The following is a 17978-nucleotide window of genomic DNA, read 5'->3' on the forward strand; positions in this document are numbered from 1 at the left end:
GTGCTGGGGCTACCGGAACGCGTGACCGCCTGCCTGTTCGACCTCGACGGGGTCCTCACCCCGACCGCGGTCATCCACAACAAGGCCTGGACCAGGACGTTCGACGACTTCCTCAAGGGCCGGGACGGTCAGCGGCCGTTCGACCCGGTCGCCGACTACAACGACTACGTCGACGGCAAGCCCCGCGAGGCCGGCGTTCGCGACTTCCTCGCCTCCCGCGGCATCACACTGCCCGAGGGGACGCCCGGCGACCCGCCGGACGCGCAGACGGTCAACGGCCTCGGCAACCGCAAGAACGAGCTGCTGCTCACCCTGATCGCCGACGGCCTGGAGCCGTACCCGGGATCGGTGCGCTACCTGAAGGCGGCCGCCGCGGCGGGGCTGCGCCGGGCTGTGGTCAGCTCCAGCGCCAACACCCTGCAGGTGATCACGTCCACCGGCCTCGACGCATACCTGGAGGCCAGGGTCGACGGGGTCACCATCCGCGAGCGCGGGCTGCACGGCAAGCCCGCCCCCGACACGTTCCTGGCCGCGGCGCGGGAGCTCGGCGTCGAGCCCGGGCACGCCGCCGTCTTCGAGGACGCCCTTGCCGGCGTCGCGGCGGGCAGGGCCGGCGGGTTCGGCTACGTCATCGGCCTCGACCGGATCGGCGGGGAGCACGCCGGAAATCTGCGGGCCGCCGGCGCCGACGTGGTCGTGCCGGACCTCGACGCGCTGCTGGAGGACTGATGGCGACGTTCCCGGTCGAGCCGTGGGCGATCCGCGAGACCCGTCTCGACCTCGACGACCTGGGCCAGACCGAGTCGCTGTTCGCGCTGTCCAACGGGCACCTGGGGCTGCGCGGCAACCTCGACGAGGGCGAGCCGTTCGGGCTGCCCGGCACATACCTCAACTCCTTCTACGAGGAGCGCCCGCTGCCCTACGCGGAGGCCGGGTACGGCTTTCCCGAGGAAGGTCAGTCGATCCTCAACGTCACCAACGGCAAGGTGTTCCGCCTGCTGGTCGACGACGAGCCGTTCGACGTCCGGTACGGCAACCTGCTGAGCCACGAGCGGGTCCTCGACCTGCGGGCCGGCACCCTCACCCGCGACGTCGACTGGGTGTCCCCGGCCGAGCAGCGGATCAAGGTCCGCACCACCCGGCTGGTGTCGCTGGAGCAACGGTCGGTCGCCGCGTTCCTGTACGAGGTCGAGCCCGTCGACGGCCCGGCGCGGGTGATCGTGCAGTCGGAGCTCGTCGCCAACGAGGACGTGCCGCAGCCGAGCAAGGACCCGCGGGTCGCGGCGGCGCTCGGTCACGCCCTCGAGCCGGAGGAGCACGCCGCCAACGGGCTCAACGCCCAGCTGCTGCACCGCACGAAGGCAAGCTGGCTGCGGCTCGGCGCGGAGATGGACCACGAGGTCGACGCGCCCGTGCCGGTCCGCTCGCACACCGAGGCGCGGGAGGACTGGGCCCGCACCACGTTCGCCTGCGAGCTGCAGCCCGGCCAGCGGCTGCGGATCGTCAAGTACCTCGCCTACGGCTGGTCGAGCCAGCGGTCCCGGCAGGCGATCCGCGACCAGGTGCACGGCGCGATCGCCGGCGCCCGGCTCGGCGGCTGGGACGGGCTCTTCGCGGCGCAGCGCAAGTTCCTCGACAGCTTCTGGGCGCAGGCCGACGTCGAGGTCGAGGGCGACGCGGAGATCCAGCAGGCGGTGCGCTTCGCGCTGTTCCACCTGATGCAGGCCGGCGCGCGGGCCGAGGCGCGGCCGATCGCGGCGAAGGGTCTCACCGGCCGCGGCTACGACGGGCACGTGTTCTGGGACACCGAGAGCTTCGTGCTGCCGGTGCTGACGTACACGCATCCTCGCGCCGCCCGCGACGGGCTGCGCTGGCGGCACGACACGCTCCAGCTGGCGAAGGACCGCGCCGCGCTGCTCGGCCTGGCCGGGGCGGCGTTCCCGTGGCGGACGATCCGCGGGCAGGAGTGCTCCGCCTACTGGCCCGCCGGCACCGCCGGGTTCCACGTCAACGCCGACATCGCCGCCGCCGTCGTCCGCTACGTCCAGGCGACCGGCGACAGCGCCTTCGAGGCCGAGGTGGGCCTGGAGCTGCTGGTCGAGACCGCCCGGCTGTGGCGCTCGCTGGGCCACCATGACCGGCACGGCGTCTTCCACATCGACGGGGTCACCGGACCCGACGAGTACAGCGCCATCGCCGACGACAACGTCTACACCAACCTCATGGCCCAGCAGAACCTGCTGGCCGCGGCGCAGGCCGCCGAACGCCACCCGGACGCGGCGCGGCAGTTCGAGGTCGACGACGAGGAGATCGCGTCGTGGCGGGACGCGGCGGCCAGGACTCACCTGCCCTACAACCCGGAGCTGCGGGTGCACGAGCAGAACGCCGGCTTCACCCGGCACCAGGAGTGGGACTTCGAGCACACGCCGGCGGAGCACTACCCGCTGCTGCTGCACTATCCGTACTTCGACCTGTACCGGCGCCAGGTCGTCAAGCAGGCCGACCTGGTCCTCGCCATGCACTGGCGGGGCGACGCGTTCACCGCGGAGGAGAAGGCCCGCAACTTCGCCTACTACGACGAGCGCACCGTGCGCGACTCGTCACTGTCGGCGTGCACGCAGGCGGTTATGGCCGCCGAGGTCGGGCACACCGAGCTGGCGTACGACTACCTCGGCGAGGCGGCGTTCGTCGACCTGTACGACCTGCAGCACAACGCCGGCGACGGGCTGCACATGGCCTCCCTCGCCGGGACGTGGCTGGCCCTGGTCGCGGGCTTCGGCGGGATGCGCGACCACGGCGGCGAGCTGTCGTTCATGCCGCGGCTGCCGGACCGGCTCGACCGGCTGTCGTTCGCGATCACGTGCCACGGCAGCATCCTGCGGGTCGTCGTCGACCACCAGGAGGCGTCCTACCGGCTGGACTCCGGGGAGATGACGCTGCGTCACCACGGCGAGCGGTTCACCGTCACCCCCGACAAGCCCGTCACGCTGCCCGTTCCGCCGCCGCACCCGGGCACGCCGCCTCCCCGGCAGCCTGAAGGACGCGGCCCGAGGAGGCGCCAGCGGGCGTCGTGAGGGCGTATGCGCGTACCCTGGTGACCCGTGAGCGTCGCAAGCGTCTTCCCGCAACTCGAGCGTCTGCTGCCCAGGATCAGCAAGCCGATCCAATATGTGGGCGGTGAGCTCGGTGCGGTCATCAAGGACTGGGACTCCGTCACCGTGCGGTGGGCCCTGTCCTATCCCGACGCCTATGAGGTCGGCCTGCCCAACCAGGGCGTCCAGATCCTCTACGAGGTGCTCAACGAGCAGCCTGACGTGCTCGCCGAGCGCACCTACGCGGTCTGGCCCGACCTGGAGGCGCTCATGCGCGCCGAAGGTGTGCCGCAGTTCACCGTGGAGGCGCACCGCCCGGTGACCGCGTTCGACGTGTTCGGCATCTCGTTCGCCACCGAGCTCGGCTACACCAACATGCTCACGATGCTCGACCTGGCCGGCATCCCGCTGGAGTCCCGCGACCGGGACGAGCGGCACCCGGTCGTCGTCGCCGGCGGGCACGCCGCGTTCAACCCGGAGCCGATCGCCGACTTCATCGACGCCGCCGTCCTCGGCGACGGCGAGGAAGCCGTCCTGGAGATCACCGCCATCGTGCGGCAGTGGAAGGCCGACGGCTCGCCCGGCGGCCGCGACGAGCTGCTGCTGCGCCTGGCCAGGACCGAGTCGGTCTATGTTCCGCGGTTCTACGACGTCGACTACCTGCCCGACGGCCGCATCCAGCGGGTCGTGCCCAACCGGGCCGACGTGCCGTTCCGGGTGCACAAGCGCACCACCATGGACCTGGACGCGTGGCCCTACCCGAAGCGCCCCCTGGTGCCCCTGGCCGAGACGGTCCACGAGCGCTACGCGGTCGAGATCTTCCGCGGGTGCACGAGAGGCTGCCGCTTCTGCCAGGCGGGCATGATCACCCGTCCGGTGCGGGAGCGCTCGATCACCACCGTCGGGCAGATGGTCAAGGAGGGGCTGGAGTTCTCCGGCTTCCACGAGGTCGGCCTGCTCTCGCTCTCCTCGGCCGACCACTCCGAGATCGGCGACATGTGCTCCGGCCTCGCACAGCAGTACGAGGGGACCAACGTGTCCCTGTCGCTGCCCTCGACCCGGGTCGACGCGTTCAACGTGACCCTGGCGCAGGAGCTGGCCCGCAACGGCCGGCGCACCGGCCTGACCTTCGCCCCCGAGGGCGGCTCGGAGCGGATCCGCAAGGTGATCAACAAGATGGTCACCGAGGAGGACCTGATCCGGACCGTCGTCACGGCGTACACCAACGGGTGGCGGGCGGTGAAGCTGTACTTCATGTGCGGCCTGCCGACCGAGACCGACGACGACGTGCTGCAGATCGCCAAGCTGGCGCACGAGGTCATCCGGGCCGGCCGCGAGGCCACCGGCTCCCGCGACATCCGGTGCACGGTGTCCATCGGCGGGTTCGTGCCGAAGCCGCACACGCCGTTCCAGTGGGCGAAGATGGAGACCCCGGAGGTCATCGACCACCGGCTCCGGGCGCTGAAGAACGCCATCAACAGCGACCGCAACCTCGGCAAGGCGATCGGCTACCGGTATCACGACGGCCAGCCCTCCCTGATCGAGGGCCTGCTCAGCCGGGGCGACCGGCGGGTCGGCGCGGTCATCCGGCGGGTCTGGGAGGCCGGCGGCCGCTTCGACGGCTGGTCCGAGCACTTCTCCTACCAGCGCTGGGTCGACGCCGCCGGTGAGGTCCTGCCGGGCTTCGGCGTGGACCTGGACTGGTTCACGGTCCGCGAGCGCGACCAGAACGAGGTCCTGCCGTGGGACCACCTCGACTCCGGTCTGGACAAGGACTGGCTCTGGCAGGACTGGCAGGACTCGGTCACCGGCTTCGAGCAGGACGACTGCCGGTGGACGCCGTGCTTCGACTGCGGCGTGTGCCCGAGCCAGGACACCGAGATCCAGATCGGCCCCACGGGCAAGAAGCTGCTGCCCCTGACCCCGGTGGGCACGGGACTGCGGGTGCCGGCTCATGGCTAAACGACAGCCTGAGGGCGGTCAGGACCCCATCGTGCAGCGCATCCGGCTGCGCTACGCGAAGCGGGGCCCGATGCGCTTCACCTCGCACCGCGACTTCGCCCGCGCGTTCGAGCGGGCGCTGCTGCGGGCCAACGTGCCCATCGCCTACTCCCAGGGCTTCACCCCGCACCCCAAGGTCTCCTACGCCTCGGCGGCGCCGACCGGGGTGGCGAGCGAGGCCGAATACCTGGAGATCGGCCTGCGGGCGGTGGTGGACCCCGCGGACCTGCGGGCCGCCCTGGACGCGGCGCTGTCTCCCGGCCTCGACGTGATCGAGGCCGTCCAGTCGCCGCTCAACGGCGGCGGCAGCCTCGCCGACCGGATCGACGCGTCGGCGTGGCACATCGAGCTGCCCGGCATCACGCCGGAGCACGCCGCGAAGGCGGTCCAGGCCTTCCTGAACGCCTCCGAGGTGCTCGTGGAGCGGCTCACCAAGCAGGGAAAGCGGGTCTTCGACACCCGGGCCGCCGTCGTCCGGCTCGGTGTGATCGGGGTCCCTTCGTCCCTCGGTGACGTACCTTCCGAGGTCACCGAGGCACCGTGTGCGATACTCGACCTTGTCGTGCGGCAGGGAACCCCGACCGTGCGACCCGATGATGTGCTGTCCGGTCTGCGTGTAGTAGCCGACCTGGAGCCTCCGGTCCCGCCTCGTGCGACCCGACTGGCTCAGGGCGTGCTGACCGCGCAGGGAGAGTTCGTCGATCCGCTCGCAGCGGATCGGCCGGCGGTCGTCGTCGGGGCTTCGTCACTGGTGTAGTCGGCGAGGTTGGCAGACTTTCGGCGGATCGTCCGTGCGAGCGGATACCTCCGCCGGCACAACATATATTCGGTGCCCCCGTGTGGCTGCGTTTGTACGCGCCCGGGAGCGCCAGAACTGGAGAACGTCCGCATGTTCGACAACGAGTCGGCAAGCGGCGAGGCAACCGGCGACGAGCCGGTTGCAGACGCCGCTACCACCGAAGAGACCACGCCCGTCCGCCGCACGCGGCGACGGACCACCAAGGCGGCCGCCGCCGCGGCGGCCGACCCGGACACGGCACCGGCCGAGGCCGCGCCGCCCGCTCCCGCTGAGGCGGACGCGACACCGGCCGAGGAGCCCGCGCCGGTCCGGCGGACCCGTCGTAGGGCGGTGAAAGCGACCGCAAGCGACGAAACGGGTGAATTGGGCGAGTCCGGGCAGCAGGCGCTGCCACTGGACACCGAGGAGCCGGTCGCCGCGCCGGTCAAGGCCACCCGCACCCGCCGCCGGGCCGTCAAGGCCGCGCCGGTCGAGGAGCCGGAGCCGCTCCCGGTCGCCGACGCCGCACCCGTCGCCGGGGAGGCGCCCGCTGCCGACGCTGTCGAGGAGCCGGTCGAGGAGCCCGCCGAGGAGCCCGCCGAGGAGCCCGCTGAGGAGCCTGTCGCGGAGCCGGTGGCCGAGGAGCCCGTGGTCGAGGAGCCGCCGGCCCGCCGGGGGCGCCGGGCCGCGCCGATCCAGGTGCTGTTCATGCCGCCGAGCGAGGAGGTCGAGCCGGTCCGCCCGGCCGCCGTCACGCCCAGCGGCGCGTCCGGCATCGACCCGTTCGTCGCGCCCGTCGCGCCCGCACCGGTCGCCGCCGGCTACGACGACCTCGGCGAGGACCTCGGCGACGAGCCGGTCGAGGAGCCCGCCGGCCGCACCCGTCGCCGCCGCGGCCGCCGTGTCGCCGAGGAGGCGCCCGCCGCCGTCGAGGCGCCGGTGGAGACCGACGAGGTCGACGCCGAGGCCGAGGACGACGAGGACGACGACGAGTTCGAGCCCGGCACCCGCCGCCGGCGGCGGCGCGGCCGCCGTGGCCGGGGTCGTGGCCGCGGCACGCTCGGCGAGGACATCGACGACGTCGACGGCGAGGGCGAGGGCGACGGCGAGAGCGACGCCGAGGGCGAGGAGGCCGCGGCGGACGAGGACGCCGAGGCCGCCGACGACGGCGACGAGGACGGCGAGGGCCTGACCCGGCGCCGGCGCCGCCGCCGGCGCAAGGGCTCCGCCGACACCGAGCCCGCCGACGACCCGCACGTGGTCGTGAAGATCCGTGAGCCGCGTCCGGCCGCCCGTGAGCGCGACCGCGACGAGGTGCAGGGCATCTCCGGCTCGACCCGCCTGGAGGCCAAGCGCCAGCGCCGCCGGGACGGCCGCGAGCAGCGCCGGACCCGCCCGCCGATCCTGTCGGAGTCGGAGTTCCTGGCCCGCCGCGAGGCGGTCGACCGCACGATGGTGATCCGGCAGAAGAACGACCGCACGCAGATCGCGGTCCTGGAGGACAAGGTGCTCGTCGAGCACTACGTCACCCGGGCGTCGTCGAGCTCGATGGTGGGCAACGTCTACCTCGGCCGCGTGCAGAACGTGCTGCCCAGCATGGAGGCGGCGTTCGTCGACATCGGCCGGGGCCGCAACGCGGTGCTCTACGCCGGCGAGGTCAACTGGGACGCGACCGGCATGGAGGGGCGCTCCCGCTCCATCGAGCAGGCCCTCAAGTCGGGCGACTCGGTGCTCGTGCAGGTGACCAAGGACCCGATCGGCACCAAGGGCGCCCGGCTCACCAGCCACATCGCGCTGTCCGGCCGGCACCTGGTCTACGTGCCGCACGGCAACGCCTCCGGGATCAGCCGCAAGCTGTCGGACATCGAGCGCAAGCGCCTGCGCGACGTGCTGAAGAACCTGGTGCCCGACGGCGCCGGGGTGATCGTGCGCACCGCGGCCGAGGGCGCCAGCGAGGACGACCTGGCCCGCGACGTGAAGCGGCTGCAGGCGCAGTGGGAGGCCATCCAGGAGAAGTCCGGCAGCAGCAGCGCGCCGGCCCTGCTCTACGAGGAGCCCGAGCTGGTCGTGCGGGTCGTCCGCGACCTGTTCAACGAGGACTTCCACGAGCTGGTCATCCAGGGCAACGACGCCTACGAGTCGGTCGAGCCGTATCTGTCGCACGTGTCGCCGGACCTGGTCGACCGCGTCCGCCGGTACACCGGCGTCAACGACGTCTTCGCGGACCTGCGCATCGACGAGCAGCTGATCAAGGCCCTCGACCGGCGGGTGTTCCTGCCCTCCGGCGGCAGCCTCGTCATCGACCGCACCGAGGCGATGACCGTCATCGACGTCAACACCGGCAAGTACACCGGCGCCGGCGGCAACCTCGAGGAGACGGTCACCCGCAACAACCTCGAGGCGGCCGAGGAGATCGTCCACCAGCTGCGGCTGCGCGACCTCGGCGGCATCATCGTCATCGACTTCATCGACATGGTCCTGGAGTCCAACCGCGACCTGGTGCTGCGCCGGCTGACCGAGTGCCTGGGCCGGGACCGGACCAAGCACCAGGTCACCGAGATCACGTCGCTGGGCCTGGTCCAGATGACCCGTAAGCGGGTCGGTCAGGGCCTGCTCGAAGCGTTCAGCGAGACCTGCGAGGTGTGCAAGGGCCGCGGCCTGATCATCCACACCGAGCCGATCCCGGAGAAGCGCGGCGGCGGCAGCGGTGGTGGCGGCAACGCCGGCAGCAACGGTCACAGCGCGCCCGCGAAGGCGGCGACCGTCACCAGCGGCGTGGACGAGTCCGACGTGCAGCCCGCGCGCAGCAGCCGGCGGCGGGGGCGCCGGGGCGGTGCGGCGGTCGCCGAGGTCGCCGACGACGAGACCGCCACGGACACCGACACCGTGGACGTGCCGCGCACCGTCGAGGACGTCGAGGAGGACTCGGAGTTCACGCCGATCGCCTCCGAGGACGACCCCGACAACATCGACGAGGACGACGACGAGTCGGCCGGTAACGGCGCCCGCCGCCGGACCCGGCGGGGTGGCCTGCGCAGGCGGACCCGCCCCTGATTTGGGGGTGCGCCGCCGATGGCGTACCCTCTTAAAGGCGCACCTTCGTGCGTCGGGTCTTTGCGTGCTCTTCACCTCAGCGCTGCTTCACGGCAGCGATGCCGCGTGTCAGCAATGCAGATGACCAACCGCCAGTAGCTACGACAGGAGTCCGCGTCCGATGTACGCGATCGTCAAGACCGGCGGCAAGCAGTACAAGGTCGCCGAGGGCGATGTGATCGAGGTCGAGAAGCTCGCGGGCCAGCCTGGCGACTCCCTGTCGCTTGCGGCGGTGCTGCTTGTCGACGGCGAAGATCTCATCACCGACGCGGCGAAGCTTGCCAGCGCTGCGGTGACCGCTGAGGTCGTCGCGCACACCAAGGGTCCGAAGATCCGGATCCACAAGTTCAAGAACAAGACCGGCTACCACAAGCGCCAGGGTCACCGCCAGCCGCTGACCCAGGTGAAGGTCACCGGCATCTCCACCGGGAAGTAGGGGCAGCGCGATGGCACATAAAAAAGGTGCGTCCAGCTCGCGGAACGGGCGCGACTCCGCTGCCCAGCGGCTCGGCGTGAAGCGTTTCGGCGGTCAGCTGGTCAACGCCGGCGAGATCATCATCCGGCAGCGCGGCACCAAGTTCCACCCGGGTGACCTGGTGGGCCGCGGTGGCGACGACACGCTGTTCGCGCTCGCCGCGGGCCACGTGCTCTTCGGCACCAAGCGGGGCCGCAAGACGGTCAGTATCACCCCAGCCGCAGGCTGAAGTTTCTTTTCCGGACGGCGGGCCGGGGGCATATACGCTCCCAGCCCGCCGTTCGTGTGTTTCGTGGGTCTTGTTCGGTGGGGCCTCGCGTTCGTGAGTTCGTGGGCCCTGTTTCGTGGGGCTCGCGTTCGTGATTTCAGGTTCGTGAGTTCGTGTTCGTGAGTGAGGGGATCGGGTCGTGACCACGTTCGTTGACCGGGCCGTGCTGCACGTGAGGGCCGGTGACGGTGGCCACGGCTGCGTGTCCATCCACCGCGAGAAGTTCAAGCCGTTCGGCGGCCCCGACGGCGGTGACGGCGGTCACGGCGGCAGCGTCAAGCTCGTCGTCGACCCGGGTGTGCACACGCTGCTGGACTTCCACTTCCACCCGCACCAGAAGGGTGGCAACGGCGCCGGCGGCGCGGGCAACGACCGCGACGGCGCCAACGGGCAGACCCTCGTCCTGCGGGTGCCGGACGGCACCGTCGTGCTGAGCACGGACGGTGAGGTCATCGCCGACCTGATCGGCGAGGGCACCGAGTTCGAGCTGGCCCGCGGCGGCCGCGGCGGGCGCGGTAACGCGGCCCTGGCCAACACCCGCCGCAAGGCGCCCGGCTTCGCGGAGCTCGGCGAGCCCGGCGAAGAGATCGACGTCGTCCTGGAGCTCAAGAGCGTCGCCGACATCGGCCTGGTCGGCTTTCCGTCGGCCGGCAAGTCGTCGCTGATCTCGGTCGTCTCCGCGGCCCGGCCGAAGATCGCCGACTACCCGTTCACCACCCTGGTGCCCAACCTCGGCGTCGTGCAGGCGGGCGACAACACGTTCACCGTCGCCGACGTGCCCGGCCTCATCCCGGGCGCGGCCACCGGCAAGGGCCTCGGCATGCAGTTCCTGCGGCACATCGAGCGCACCGCGGTGCTCGTCCACGTGGTCGACACGGCCGCGCTGGAGACCGAGCGCGACCCGGTGTCCGACATCGACGCGATCGAGGCCGAGCTGGCCGCCTACGGTGGCCTGGAGGACCGGCCGCGGATCGTCGCGCTGAACAAGATCGACGTGCCGGACGGCCGCGACCTCGCCGACATCATGCGCGCCGAGCTCGAGGAGCGCGGCTACGCCGTGTACGCGGTGAGCGCCGTCACCCACGAGGGGCTGCGCGAGCTCATCTTCGCCATGTCCGAGCTGGTGCTGGCGCAGCGCAAGATGGCGCCGCCGCCGGAGCGCACCCGCATCGTCATCCGCCCGGTCGCCGTCGACGACAGCGGCTTCACGATCAAGCAGGACGCCGAGGGTGTCTACGTGGTCAGCGGCGGCGCGCCCGAGCGGTGGGTGCGGCAGACCAACTTCGACAACGACGAGGCCGTCGGCTACCTTGCCGACCGGCTCGCCCGGCTCGGCGTCGAGGACGCGCTCAAGAAAGCCGGCGCGGTGTCAGGATCGCCGGTTCGTATTGGCGCTCGTGAATTCGACTGGCAGCCCAACACGTATACGGCGGACGACTACGTCCCCGGTAACCGCGGCACCGACCACCGCATCGAGGAGCCCAACAAACGCGTGCGTGCCTCGGAGCGCAAGGCCATGCGGGGTGCCCGCCGCCAGCCGTTCGAGGCGCTGGAACTTTCATCCGCGGGTGGCGACGACGAGGACGATTTTTAACCCGGCGCGCAACAAGAATCGCTGGTCAGAGGAAACATCCGGGAAATCCCGGGTGCGTACCGTCGTCCCATGTTGATCGAGCAACGTCCATCGGACGACTCGGAAGTGATCGCGCTCGTGGTCGATCAGCAGGTCGAGCTGCGGGCGCGGGACGGCGGCCGCGACGGCCACGTCTACGCGGTCGACCCGGCCGCGCGCTATCTCGTCGCGGTCATGGGCGGTGACGCGGTTGCCTGCGGCGCTCTGCTGGCCGCCGACATCGACGTCGCCGAGGTCACCCGGCTCTACGTGCGCCCCAGCTTCCGGGGGCGCGGGGTGGCCCGGCGGGTGCTCGCCGCGCTGGAGGATCTCGCCGTGTCGCGCGGGCACCGGGTGCTGCGGGTCGAGACCGACGTGACCTCACCCGACGCCATCGCCCTGTTCCTCGCCACCGGGTACCGGCCCATTCCGCGGTTCGGTGTCTATGTGCGGTACGAGGGCAGCCGCTGCTTCGAGAAGCGCTTCGACGACACCGGCCGGGAGGTGCGGGTCACCCGCCGCGCGGCGGGTGATCCGGCGGTGGTGGAGCTGCTCGCGGCGGCCGCCGACGAGATGGCCGGCCGCTACGGCCGCATGGCGCCCCGTGCCCCGGTCGGCGCGGCGGCCCGGTTCGTGGTCGCCACGGTCGACGGCGCCGGCGCGGGCTGCGGGGCGATCCAGCCGCTCGACGACCGGACCGTCGAGCTCAAGCGGATGTACGTGCGACCCGCGCACCGCGGCACCGGCATCGCCCGCCGGGTCCTCGCGGCGCTGGAGGATCTCGCGGTCGGCTCGCACTACCCGCTGATCCGGCTGGAGACGGGTAACCGACAGCCCGAGGCGATCCGTTTGTACGAATCTGCGGGTTACCGACCGATTCCACCCTATGGGCCGTACGTACACAGTCCGCTCAGCCTGTGCTACGAAAAGCTCGTTATTGCCACCGAGCCCATCGCGTCCGAGCTCGCGTGAGGCTAATGTTCGGTCGGTGGGCATCCTTGAACGGCTGACCCGACCGGCCCGATCGCCACGTGAACGCTTCGCCGACCAGGTGCTGGCGGAGTTGCGCAGGCTCGGGGTCCGTGACGCCGAGTTCCGCCCGTCCCAGTTCGCGATCGTGTGTGAGTGCGGCCAGGACGCGTACAGCTGGCTGTTCCTCGCCAAGGCGTTCAGCCAGTATCAGCGCAGGCCCGGCGACCGGAAGCGGTTCGTGCGGGACTTCGTCGCCAGCAGCCTCGCGCCGCCGGCCCAGCCGGAGACGTTCGACGAGGCGCTGCCGAAGCTCCGCCTCGCGCTGCGGCACGCCGCCCGTGGCGCCCGCACGCTGCGCCGCCCCGCCCTGCCGCACCTCGACGAGGTCGTGCTCGTCGAGGACGTCCCCGTCGACCTGGACAGTCCCGCCCGCTGGGGGGTCAGCGTCGAGGAGATCTTCGCGGCCGCGCACGACCACACCCTCGCCCGCGCCGAACTGCCGGCCAGCGCCGCGCTGTTCGGCCCGTCGGTGCTGCACGTGCCCGACTACTCCGGCGATCACCTGGTGTCGTGGGTGCTCCTGGAGGGGTGGCTGGCCGAGCTCGACGAGCAGGTCGGCGGGCGGGCCGTCGCGTTCCTGCCGAGCACCCTGATGCTGCTCATCTGCGCCGACGAGCCACGCCTCGTGGAGCAGCTGTACGACCTGGCCGCCGACGAGTACGCGCGCACGCCGGTGCCGCTGTCGCCCATGGCGTACACCACCGACGACGACGGACGCGTCGTGCCCTTCGACCCGGCGCCGGGCCACCCCGCCTTCCACGCCGCGGCGAAGGCCCGCCGCCGTCTCGCCACCGACGTGGCCGAGCACCAGCGACGGACCCTCGCCGACCCGCGCCTGTCCGACTGCACCCTGACCGCCCGGCCGGACGGCTCCACGTTCACCACCGCCGTCTGGGCCGTCGGCTCGCCGACGCTGCTGCCCGTCGTCGACTTCGTCGGGGTGGCGCTGCCGGGGGAGCGGGTCTTCTACGTGCCGTGGGCCCTGATGGTCGAGGCGGACCTGCTGATCGAGGAGATCGACTTCCGGCCGGCGCGCTTCACGACGGTCGACCGGCCGTCGCCGGCGTCGCTGGGCTACCTGCGGGAGCGCGCCGTCCGCCTGTGAGCCCGAGCGCTGCCTTGGTTCGTCGGACCGTCCGCCCGGCCCGCTCGGCGGCCCGCTCGGCGCCCTTCGCGAGGACGGCTTCGATCTCCTCGTCGGTCAGCTCGTGGTAGCGGCGCTGGATCGGCTCCAGGGTGGCGATCACCGCGTCCGCGAGTCGTGCTTTCAGCCCGCCGTATCCGTTCTTCTCGTGCTCCGCGGCGATCTCCCGCGGGTCGCGATCGGTGAGCGCGCCGAGGATGTCGAGGAGGTTGGCGACGCCGGGCTTCCCGTCCGGGTCGTACACGACCTCCGTGCCCGCGTCGGTGACCGCTCGCATGATCTTGCGGCGTAGCACGTCGGGCTTGTCGAGCAGGAACAGCACGCCCGCGGTCGAGGCGTTGGTCTTGCCCATCTTGCGGGCCGGGTCGGCCAGGTCCGCGATCCGCGCGGCGACCTCCGGGTGGACCGCCTCCGGCACCGTGAACGTGGCGCCGTACCGCTCGTTGAAGCGCACCGCGAGGTCGCGGGTCAGCTCGACGTGCTGGCGCTGGTCACGGCCGACCGGCACCTCGTCGATGTCGTGCAGCAGGATGTCGGCCGCCATCAGGACCGGGTAGGTCAGCAGCGACAGCCGTGAGCCGCCACCGCCGCCCTTCTCCTTGAACTGGATCATCCGGTGCGCCTCGCCGTAGCTGGTCACGCATTCGAGCAGGTAGTGCAGCTCCAGGTGGGCGGCGACGTCGGACTGCCGGTAGAGCAGGGCGTGGTCCGGGTCGACGCCCGCGGCGAGCAGCAGCCCGGCGACCTCGCGCGACCGGGCCTGCAGCAGGACGGGGTCGTGCGGCACGGTCAGGGCGTGCAGGTCGGCGATGAACACGACGGTGGGCTGCTCGTGCTGGCCGCGGACGACGGGTCTGATCGCGCCGACGTAGTTGCCGAGCTGGAGCGGGCCGGTGGGCTTGAACCCTGAGATGCGACGGGACATTCGGGGGACTCCTCGGGTTTCTGGAGGCCGACCCGTCCCAGGACATGCGAGAAGACCGTCCGGAACGGACGGCCTCGGATGGGGATGTTGTCTGCGTGCGTGCAGGTCAGCGGCCGCCCCTAGCGGGCGCGCCAGCTCATCGCACGGTGCGGCATTCGTTGATTCTACCAAGCTTGCAGTGGTCTCAGTGGCCCCCTCTCTGGCCCCTCCCAAACGGCGGATCCAGGTGTTGGCTGGTCCGTGAGCGGAGGTCCGATCGGGGGAGGCGCGACATGCACGGGATGACGGGGACGGGAGTCGACGTGGAGAGGGACCGGCACTGGCTGCGACTGAGCTGCCCGGGGTGCAGGGGATGGCTGGGGGTGCCCGGTGAGGTGCCGCCCGGGGTGGCGGGGCAGCTGGTCGCGCGACGCATCGACGCGTTCGTGCAGCGGCACGCGCTGTGCGGTCGAGGGCGGTGACGATGATGTTGCGGCAGTTCCGCCTGTACGCCAGTGGCCCGCTGGACGACGAGCGGGCCGACCTGTTGTTCGACCGGGCCCGCGACCTCAGCGTGGAGGTGGTGCCAGCCGAGGGCGTGGCCTGGGTGGCGTTCGACCGGGTCGCGCCGACGCTGGTCGACGCGGTCGTGTCCGGGGTCCGGGACCTGGACACGGCGGGGGTGGGCATCGCCGGGGTCGCCGGCGACGACCCGCTGGTGACGCTGGAGGTGATCGCGACGCGGGCCGGGCGGCCGGTCGAGGTCGTGCGCGGCTGGGCGGCCGCCGGGATTCCGGCGGACGGTGCTCCGGCGCCGGCCGTGGGCGGCGGGTTTCCGGCGCCGGTGCGGGATCACCCTCGGCGGCCGGTCTTCCACTGGCCGGACGTGGCGGCATGGCTCGACCGGCACCGGGCGGCGGTGCCGTCCGGCGCCGACGCCGAGGTGACCTTGGAGGCGGTCACGCTCGCGCTGCGGCTGCGCGCGCTGGCGCCGCGGCTGGAGCGGATGCCGCCGATCCGGTCGCTGCTCTATTGACTGTGCTGTCGACCATGTCCGGGAGGCCGTCGTGTTCCGCGGCGGCCTCCGTCGTCCCTGTGTGGCCGCTGCTCAGACGTCGAACTCGCCGTCTTTGGCGCCGGCGACGAAGGCGTCCCACTCGTCCTGGGTGAAGACGAGCACCGGGCTGTGCGGGTCGGCGCCGTTGCGCAGACCGATCAGGTCGTCGACGAACGCGACCTCGACCCTGCTGCCGTGGCTCTCACCGGGGGCGGAGCGCCACACGGCGCGGGAGCTGTCAAAGGCACCCTTGGGGTGCGACAACGTCATGGCCCTTGAGGCTACACGTCCGGTGCGCGGCGGCGGAATCGGAGCACTCGTCCGGGCGACGCTGCTGATCATTACGATGCCAGGATGCGCGTGGGCATCATGGGTGGGACGTTCGACCCGATCCACCACGGTCACCTGGTCGCCGCGAGCGAGGTGGCCGACCGGTTCGGGCTCGACCAGGTGGTGTTCGTGCCGACCGGCGACCCCTGGCAGAAGAGCCGGTCGGCGGTCAGCTCGCCGGAGGACCGCTACCTGATGACGGTCATCGCGACCGCTTCCAACCCGCGGTTCACGGTCAGCCGCGTCGACGTCGACCGGGACGGGCCCACGTACACCGTCGACACACTGCGTGATCTGCGCGACACGTACGGCCCTGAGGCCGAGCTGTTCTTCATCACCGGCGCCGACGCGCTGAACAAGATCCTGTCCTGGAAGGACGCCCGGGACCTGTTCGACCTCGCGCACTTCGTCGGCGTGACCCGGCCGGGATTCGAGCTCGACGCCTCCCACCTGCCGGCGGACTCGGTCTCGCTGGTCCAGGTGCCGGCGATGGCGATCTCCTCCACCGACTGCCGGCGGCGGGTCGAGGAAGGCAAACCGGTCTGGTACCTCGTCCCCGACGGAGTGGTGCAATACATCGCTAAGCGGGGTTTGTACCGAAAAGTCGACAACATCTGAGCGGCGGACTGTCGTACGGGCGTGAGAGGCTAGAACCAGCCCGGCGCAGCAGGCCGGGGCAGATCCGACGAAGGGAGCCCGGTGCCCGCGACTGAGCGTGCCATCGAGCTGGCGCTCACCGCTGCACAGGCGGCCGCCGACAAGAAGGCTGAAGACATCGTCGTCCTGGATGTCGCCGACCGCATGGCCATCACCGACGCGTTCGTGGTGACCTCCGCGCCCAACGAGCGGCAGGTCATGGCGATCGTCGACGCCATCGAGGAGCGGCTGGCGCAGCTGCCCGAGAAGGCGAAGCCGGTGCGCCGCGAGGGCGAGCGGGGCGGGCGCTGGGTGCTGCTGGACTACGTCGACATCGTGGTCCACGTGCAGCACACGGAGGAGCGGGAGTTCTACTCGCTCGACCGGCTCTGGAAGGACTGCCCGGTGATCGAGTTCGTCGACCGCGATCTCCCCGCGCCGGCGTGACGTCACCCGTTCGTCTTCGCGCGGCCTGCCGCCGCCCGAGCGTCGCGGGGGCGGCGGCGTGACCCGGCTGGTGCTGTGGCGGCACGGGCAGACCTCCTGGAATGCCGGGGGGCGCGTGCAGGGGCAGATCGACACGCCGCTGTCGGAGACCGGGCTGGCGCAGGCCGCCGCCGCGGCGCCCCGGCTCGCGGCCTTGGAGCCCACCGTGCTCGTCAGCAGCGACCTGCGGCGCGCCGACACCACCATGGCCGCCCTCGCCGCGCTCGTCGACGTCCCGGTCACCTATGACCCGCGGCTGCGCGAGCGCAGCTTCGGCGAGTGGGAGGGGCTGACCCACCCCGAGATCGGTGCGACGTGGGCCGACGCGTTCGAGCGGTGGCGGCGGGGTGAGCCCGTCGACGCCGCCGACGTCGAGGAGGTCGACGCGCTGAGCAAGCGCATGACCGACGCCCTGGAGGAGATCGTGTCCGCGGCTCCGGACGGCGCGACGATCGTCGTCGCGACCCACGGCGCCGCGGCCCGGCACGGCACGTGCGCGCTGCTCGGGTGGCCGCACTCGCTCGCGCCGACGCTGGGGGCGCTGCTCAACTGTCACTCCACCGAGCTGCGGTTCGACGCGACGCGGGGCTGGCAGCTCGCGGGGCACAACCTGCCGTGATCCTGCCTGCCCCGTCCCGCCTGCGGAACCGGGCGGGTGACGGTAGCGTCGAAAGGGTCATGGCAGTTCGCTCCGTGTTTCTCGTCGCCGCCTGCGCGCTCGCGCTGGGCGGCTGCGCCGCGTCGCCGTCTCCGTCGTCCCCCTCGGGTGCTGCGTCTGTCTCCGCGTCGCCGTCGTTGTCCCCTGTGCCGTCGTTGTCCGCCGTGCCCTCTCGGGCAGCGTCCGGCGTCTCCGTTTCCGGGGAGGTCGTCGAAGGGGTCGAGCCGGGCTGTCTGCTGCTCAGGACCTCCGGCACGCTGTATCTGCTGATCGGCGGCGACCGGGCCGCGCTGCAGGCCGGCAAGCGGGTCACCGTCACCGGCAGCCCGCAGCCCGGCATGATGAGCACCTGCCAGCAGGGCACCCCGTTCCAGGTGACCTCGGTCCGGAGCGGCTGATCGGCTACGGTGCC

At 71.8% G+C, this 17978-nt stretch carries 17 protein-coding genes; 15 read left to right on the forward strand and 2 right to left on the reverse strand.

Annotated features, from left to right (window positions below):
* The 10 genes from ABZS58_RS29025 to ABZS58_RS29070 all read left to right on the forward strand — a co-directional run bounded on the left by ABZS58_RS29025 (position 1) and on the right by ABZS58_RS29070 (position 13456).
* Positions 1–729: a beta-phosphoglucomutase family hydrolase gene (locus ABZS58_RS29025; protein ID WP_354786390.1), complete on the forward strand. Its 729-nt coding sequence runs from the start codon at positions 1–3 to the stop codon at positions 727–729.
* A complete protein-coding gene (locus tag ABZS58_RS29030) occupies positions 729–3074 on the forward strand; it encodes a glycosyl hydrolase family 65 protein (RefSeq protein ID WP_354786391.1) in 2346 nt (781 codons plus the stop codon). The genes ABZS58_RS29025 and ABZS58_RS29030 overlap by 1 nt, the downstream gene beginning before the upstream one ends.
* Positions 3075–3101: 27 nt before the next feature.
* Entirely contained in the window at positions 3102–5054 is a 1953-nt protein-coding gene (locus ABZS58_RS29035) for a TIGR03960 family B12-binding radical SAM protein (RefSeq protein WP_354786392.1), read from the forward strand.
* A complete protein-coding gene (locus tag ABZS58_RS29040) occupies positions 5047–5850 on the forward strand; it encodes a TIGR03936 family radical SAM-associated protein (protein WP_354786393.1) in 804 nt (267 codons plus the stop codon). Before ABZS58_RS29035 ends, ABZS58_RS29040 begins: the two co-directional genes overlap by 8 nt.
* A gap of 132 nt (positions 5851–5982) precedes the next feature.
* Positions 5983–8925 (forward strand): Rne/Rng family ribonuclease, encoded by a 2943-nt coding sequence (locus tag ABZS58_RS29045; RefSeq protein ID WP_354786394.1) that lies wholly within the window; start codon positions 5983–5985, stop codon positions 8923–8925.
* A 160-nt stretch (positions 8926–9085) separates the two neighbouring features.
* A complete protein-coding gene (gene rplU / locus ABZS58_RS29050) occupies positions 9086–9400 on the forward strand; it encodes a 50S ribosomal protein L21 (protein WP_033365478.1) in 315 nt (104 codons plus the stop codon).
* A 10-nt stretch (positions 9401–9410) separates the two neighbouring features.
* Positions 9411–9668, forward strand: a complete 258-nt coding sequence (gene rpmA, locus ABZS58_RS29055; RefSeq protein WP_033365480.1) for a 50S ribosomal protein L27 — start codon at positions 9411–9413, stop codon at positions 9666–9668.
* Positions 9669–9846: 178 nt separating this feature from the next.
* The gene (obgE, locus tag ABZS58_RS29060) at positions 9847–11301 is read left to right on the forward strand and encodes a GTPase ObgE (protein WP_354786395.1); all 1455 of its coding nucleotides are present in this window, start codon (positions 9847–9849) and stop codon (positions 11299–11301) included.
* 69 nt (positions 11302–11370) lie between these two features.
* A complete protein-coding gene (locus tag ABZS58_RS29065; RefSeq protein WP_354786396.1) occupies positions 11371–12291 on the forward strand; it encodes a GNAT family N-acetyltransferase in 921 nt (306 codons plus the stop codon).
* A 16-nt stretch (positions 12292–12307) separates the two neighbouring features.
* Positions 12308–13456, forward strand: coding sequence for a hypothetical protein (locus tag ABZS58_RS29070; protein WP_354786397.1), 1149 nt, complete (start codon positions 12308–12310; stop codon positions 13454–13456).
* Here the strand turns inward: ABZS58_RS29070 and trpS are convergent.
* Positions 13389–14420, reverse strand: a complete 1032-nt coding sequence (gene trpS, locus ABZS58_RS29075) for a tryptophan--tRNA ligase (protein ID WP_354786398.1) — start codon at positions 14418–14420, stop codon at positions 13389–13391. The genes ABZS58_RS29070 and trpS overlap by 68 nt on opposite strands.
* A 457-nt stretch (positions 14421–14877) precedes the next feature.
* On the opposite strand from trpS, the gene ABZS58_RS29080 reads away from it, so the two are divergent.
* Complete coding sequence (locus tag ABZS58_RS29080) at positions 14878–15435, forward strand: hypothetical protein (RefSeq protein ID WP_354786399.1); 558 nt, start codon at positions 14878–14880, stop codon at positions 15433–15435.
* 72 nt (positions 15436–15507) lie between these two features.
* On the opposite strand, the gene ABZS58_RS29085 is transcribed toward ABZS58_RS29080, so the two are convergent.
* Entirely contained in the window at positions 15508–15726 is a 219-nt protein-coding gene (locus ABZS58_RS29085; RefSeq protein ID WP_033365485.1) for a DUF397 domain-containing protein, read from the reverse strand.
* An 84-nt stretch (positions 15727–15810) separates the two neighbouring features.
* On the opposite strand from ABZS58_RS29085, the gene nadD reads away from it, so the two are divergent.
* The 4 genes from nadD to ABZS58_RS29105 all read left to right on the forward strand — a co-directional run bounded on the left by nadD (position 15811) and on the right by ABZS58_RS29105 (position 17964).
* Positions 15811–16404: a nicotinate-nucleotide adenylyltransferase gene (nadD, locus tag ABZS58_RS29090; protein ID WP_354786400.1), complete on the forward strand. Its 594-nt coding sequence runs from the start codon at positions 15811–15813 to the stop codon at positions 16402–16404.
* Positions 16405–16485: 81 nt separating this feature from the next.
* Positions 16486–16869, forward strand: a complete 384-nt coding sequence (gene rsfS, locus ABZS58_RS29095) for a ribosome silencing factor (protein ID WP_354786401.1) — start codon at positions 16486–16488, stop codon at positions 16867–16869.
* A gap of 58 nt (positions 16870–16927) precedes the next feature.
* Entirely contained in the window at positions 16928–17527 is a 600-nt protein-coding gene (locus ABZS58_RS29100) for a histidine phosphatase family protein (RefSeq protein ID WP_354786402.1), read from the forward strand.
* A 59-nt stretch (positions 17528–17586) separates the two neighbouring features.
* Entirely contained in the window at positions 17587–17964 is a 378-nt protein-coding gene (locus ABZS58_RS29105) for a hypothetical protein (protein WP_354786403.1), read from the forward strand.
* Positions 17965–17978: the final 14 nt, after the last annotated feature.

Source organism: Dactylosporangium sp. NPDC005555, from assembly GCF_040605635.1.
Classification (GTDB): Bacteria; Actinomycetota; Actinomycetes; order Mycobacteriales; family Micromonosporaceae; genus Dactylosporangium.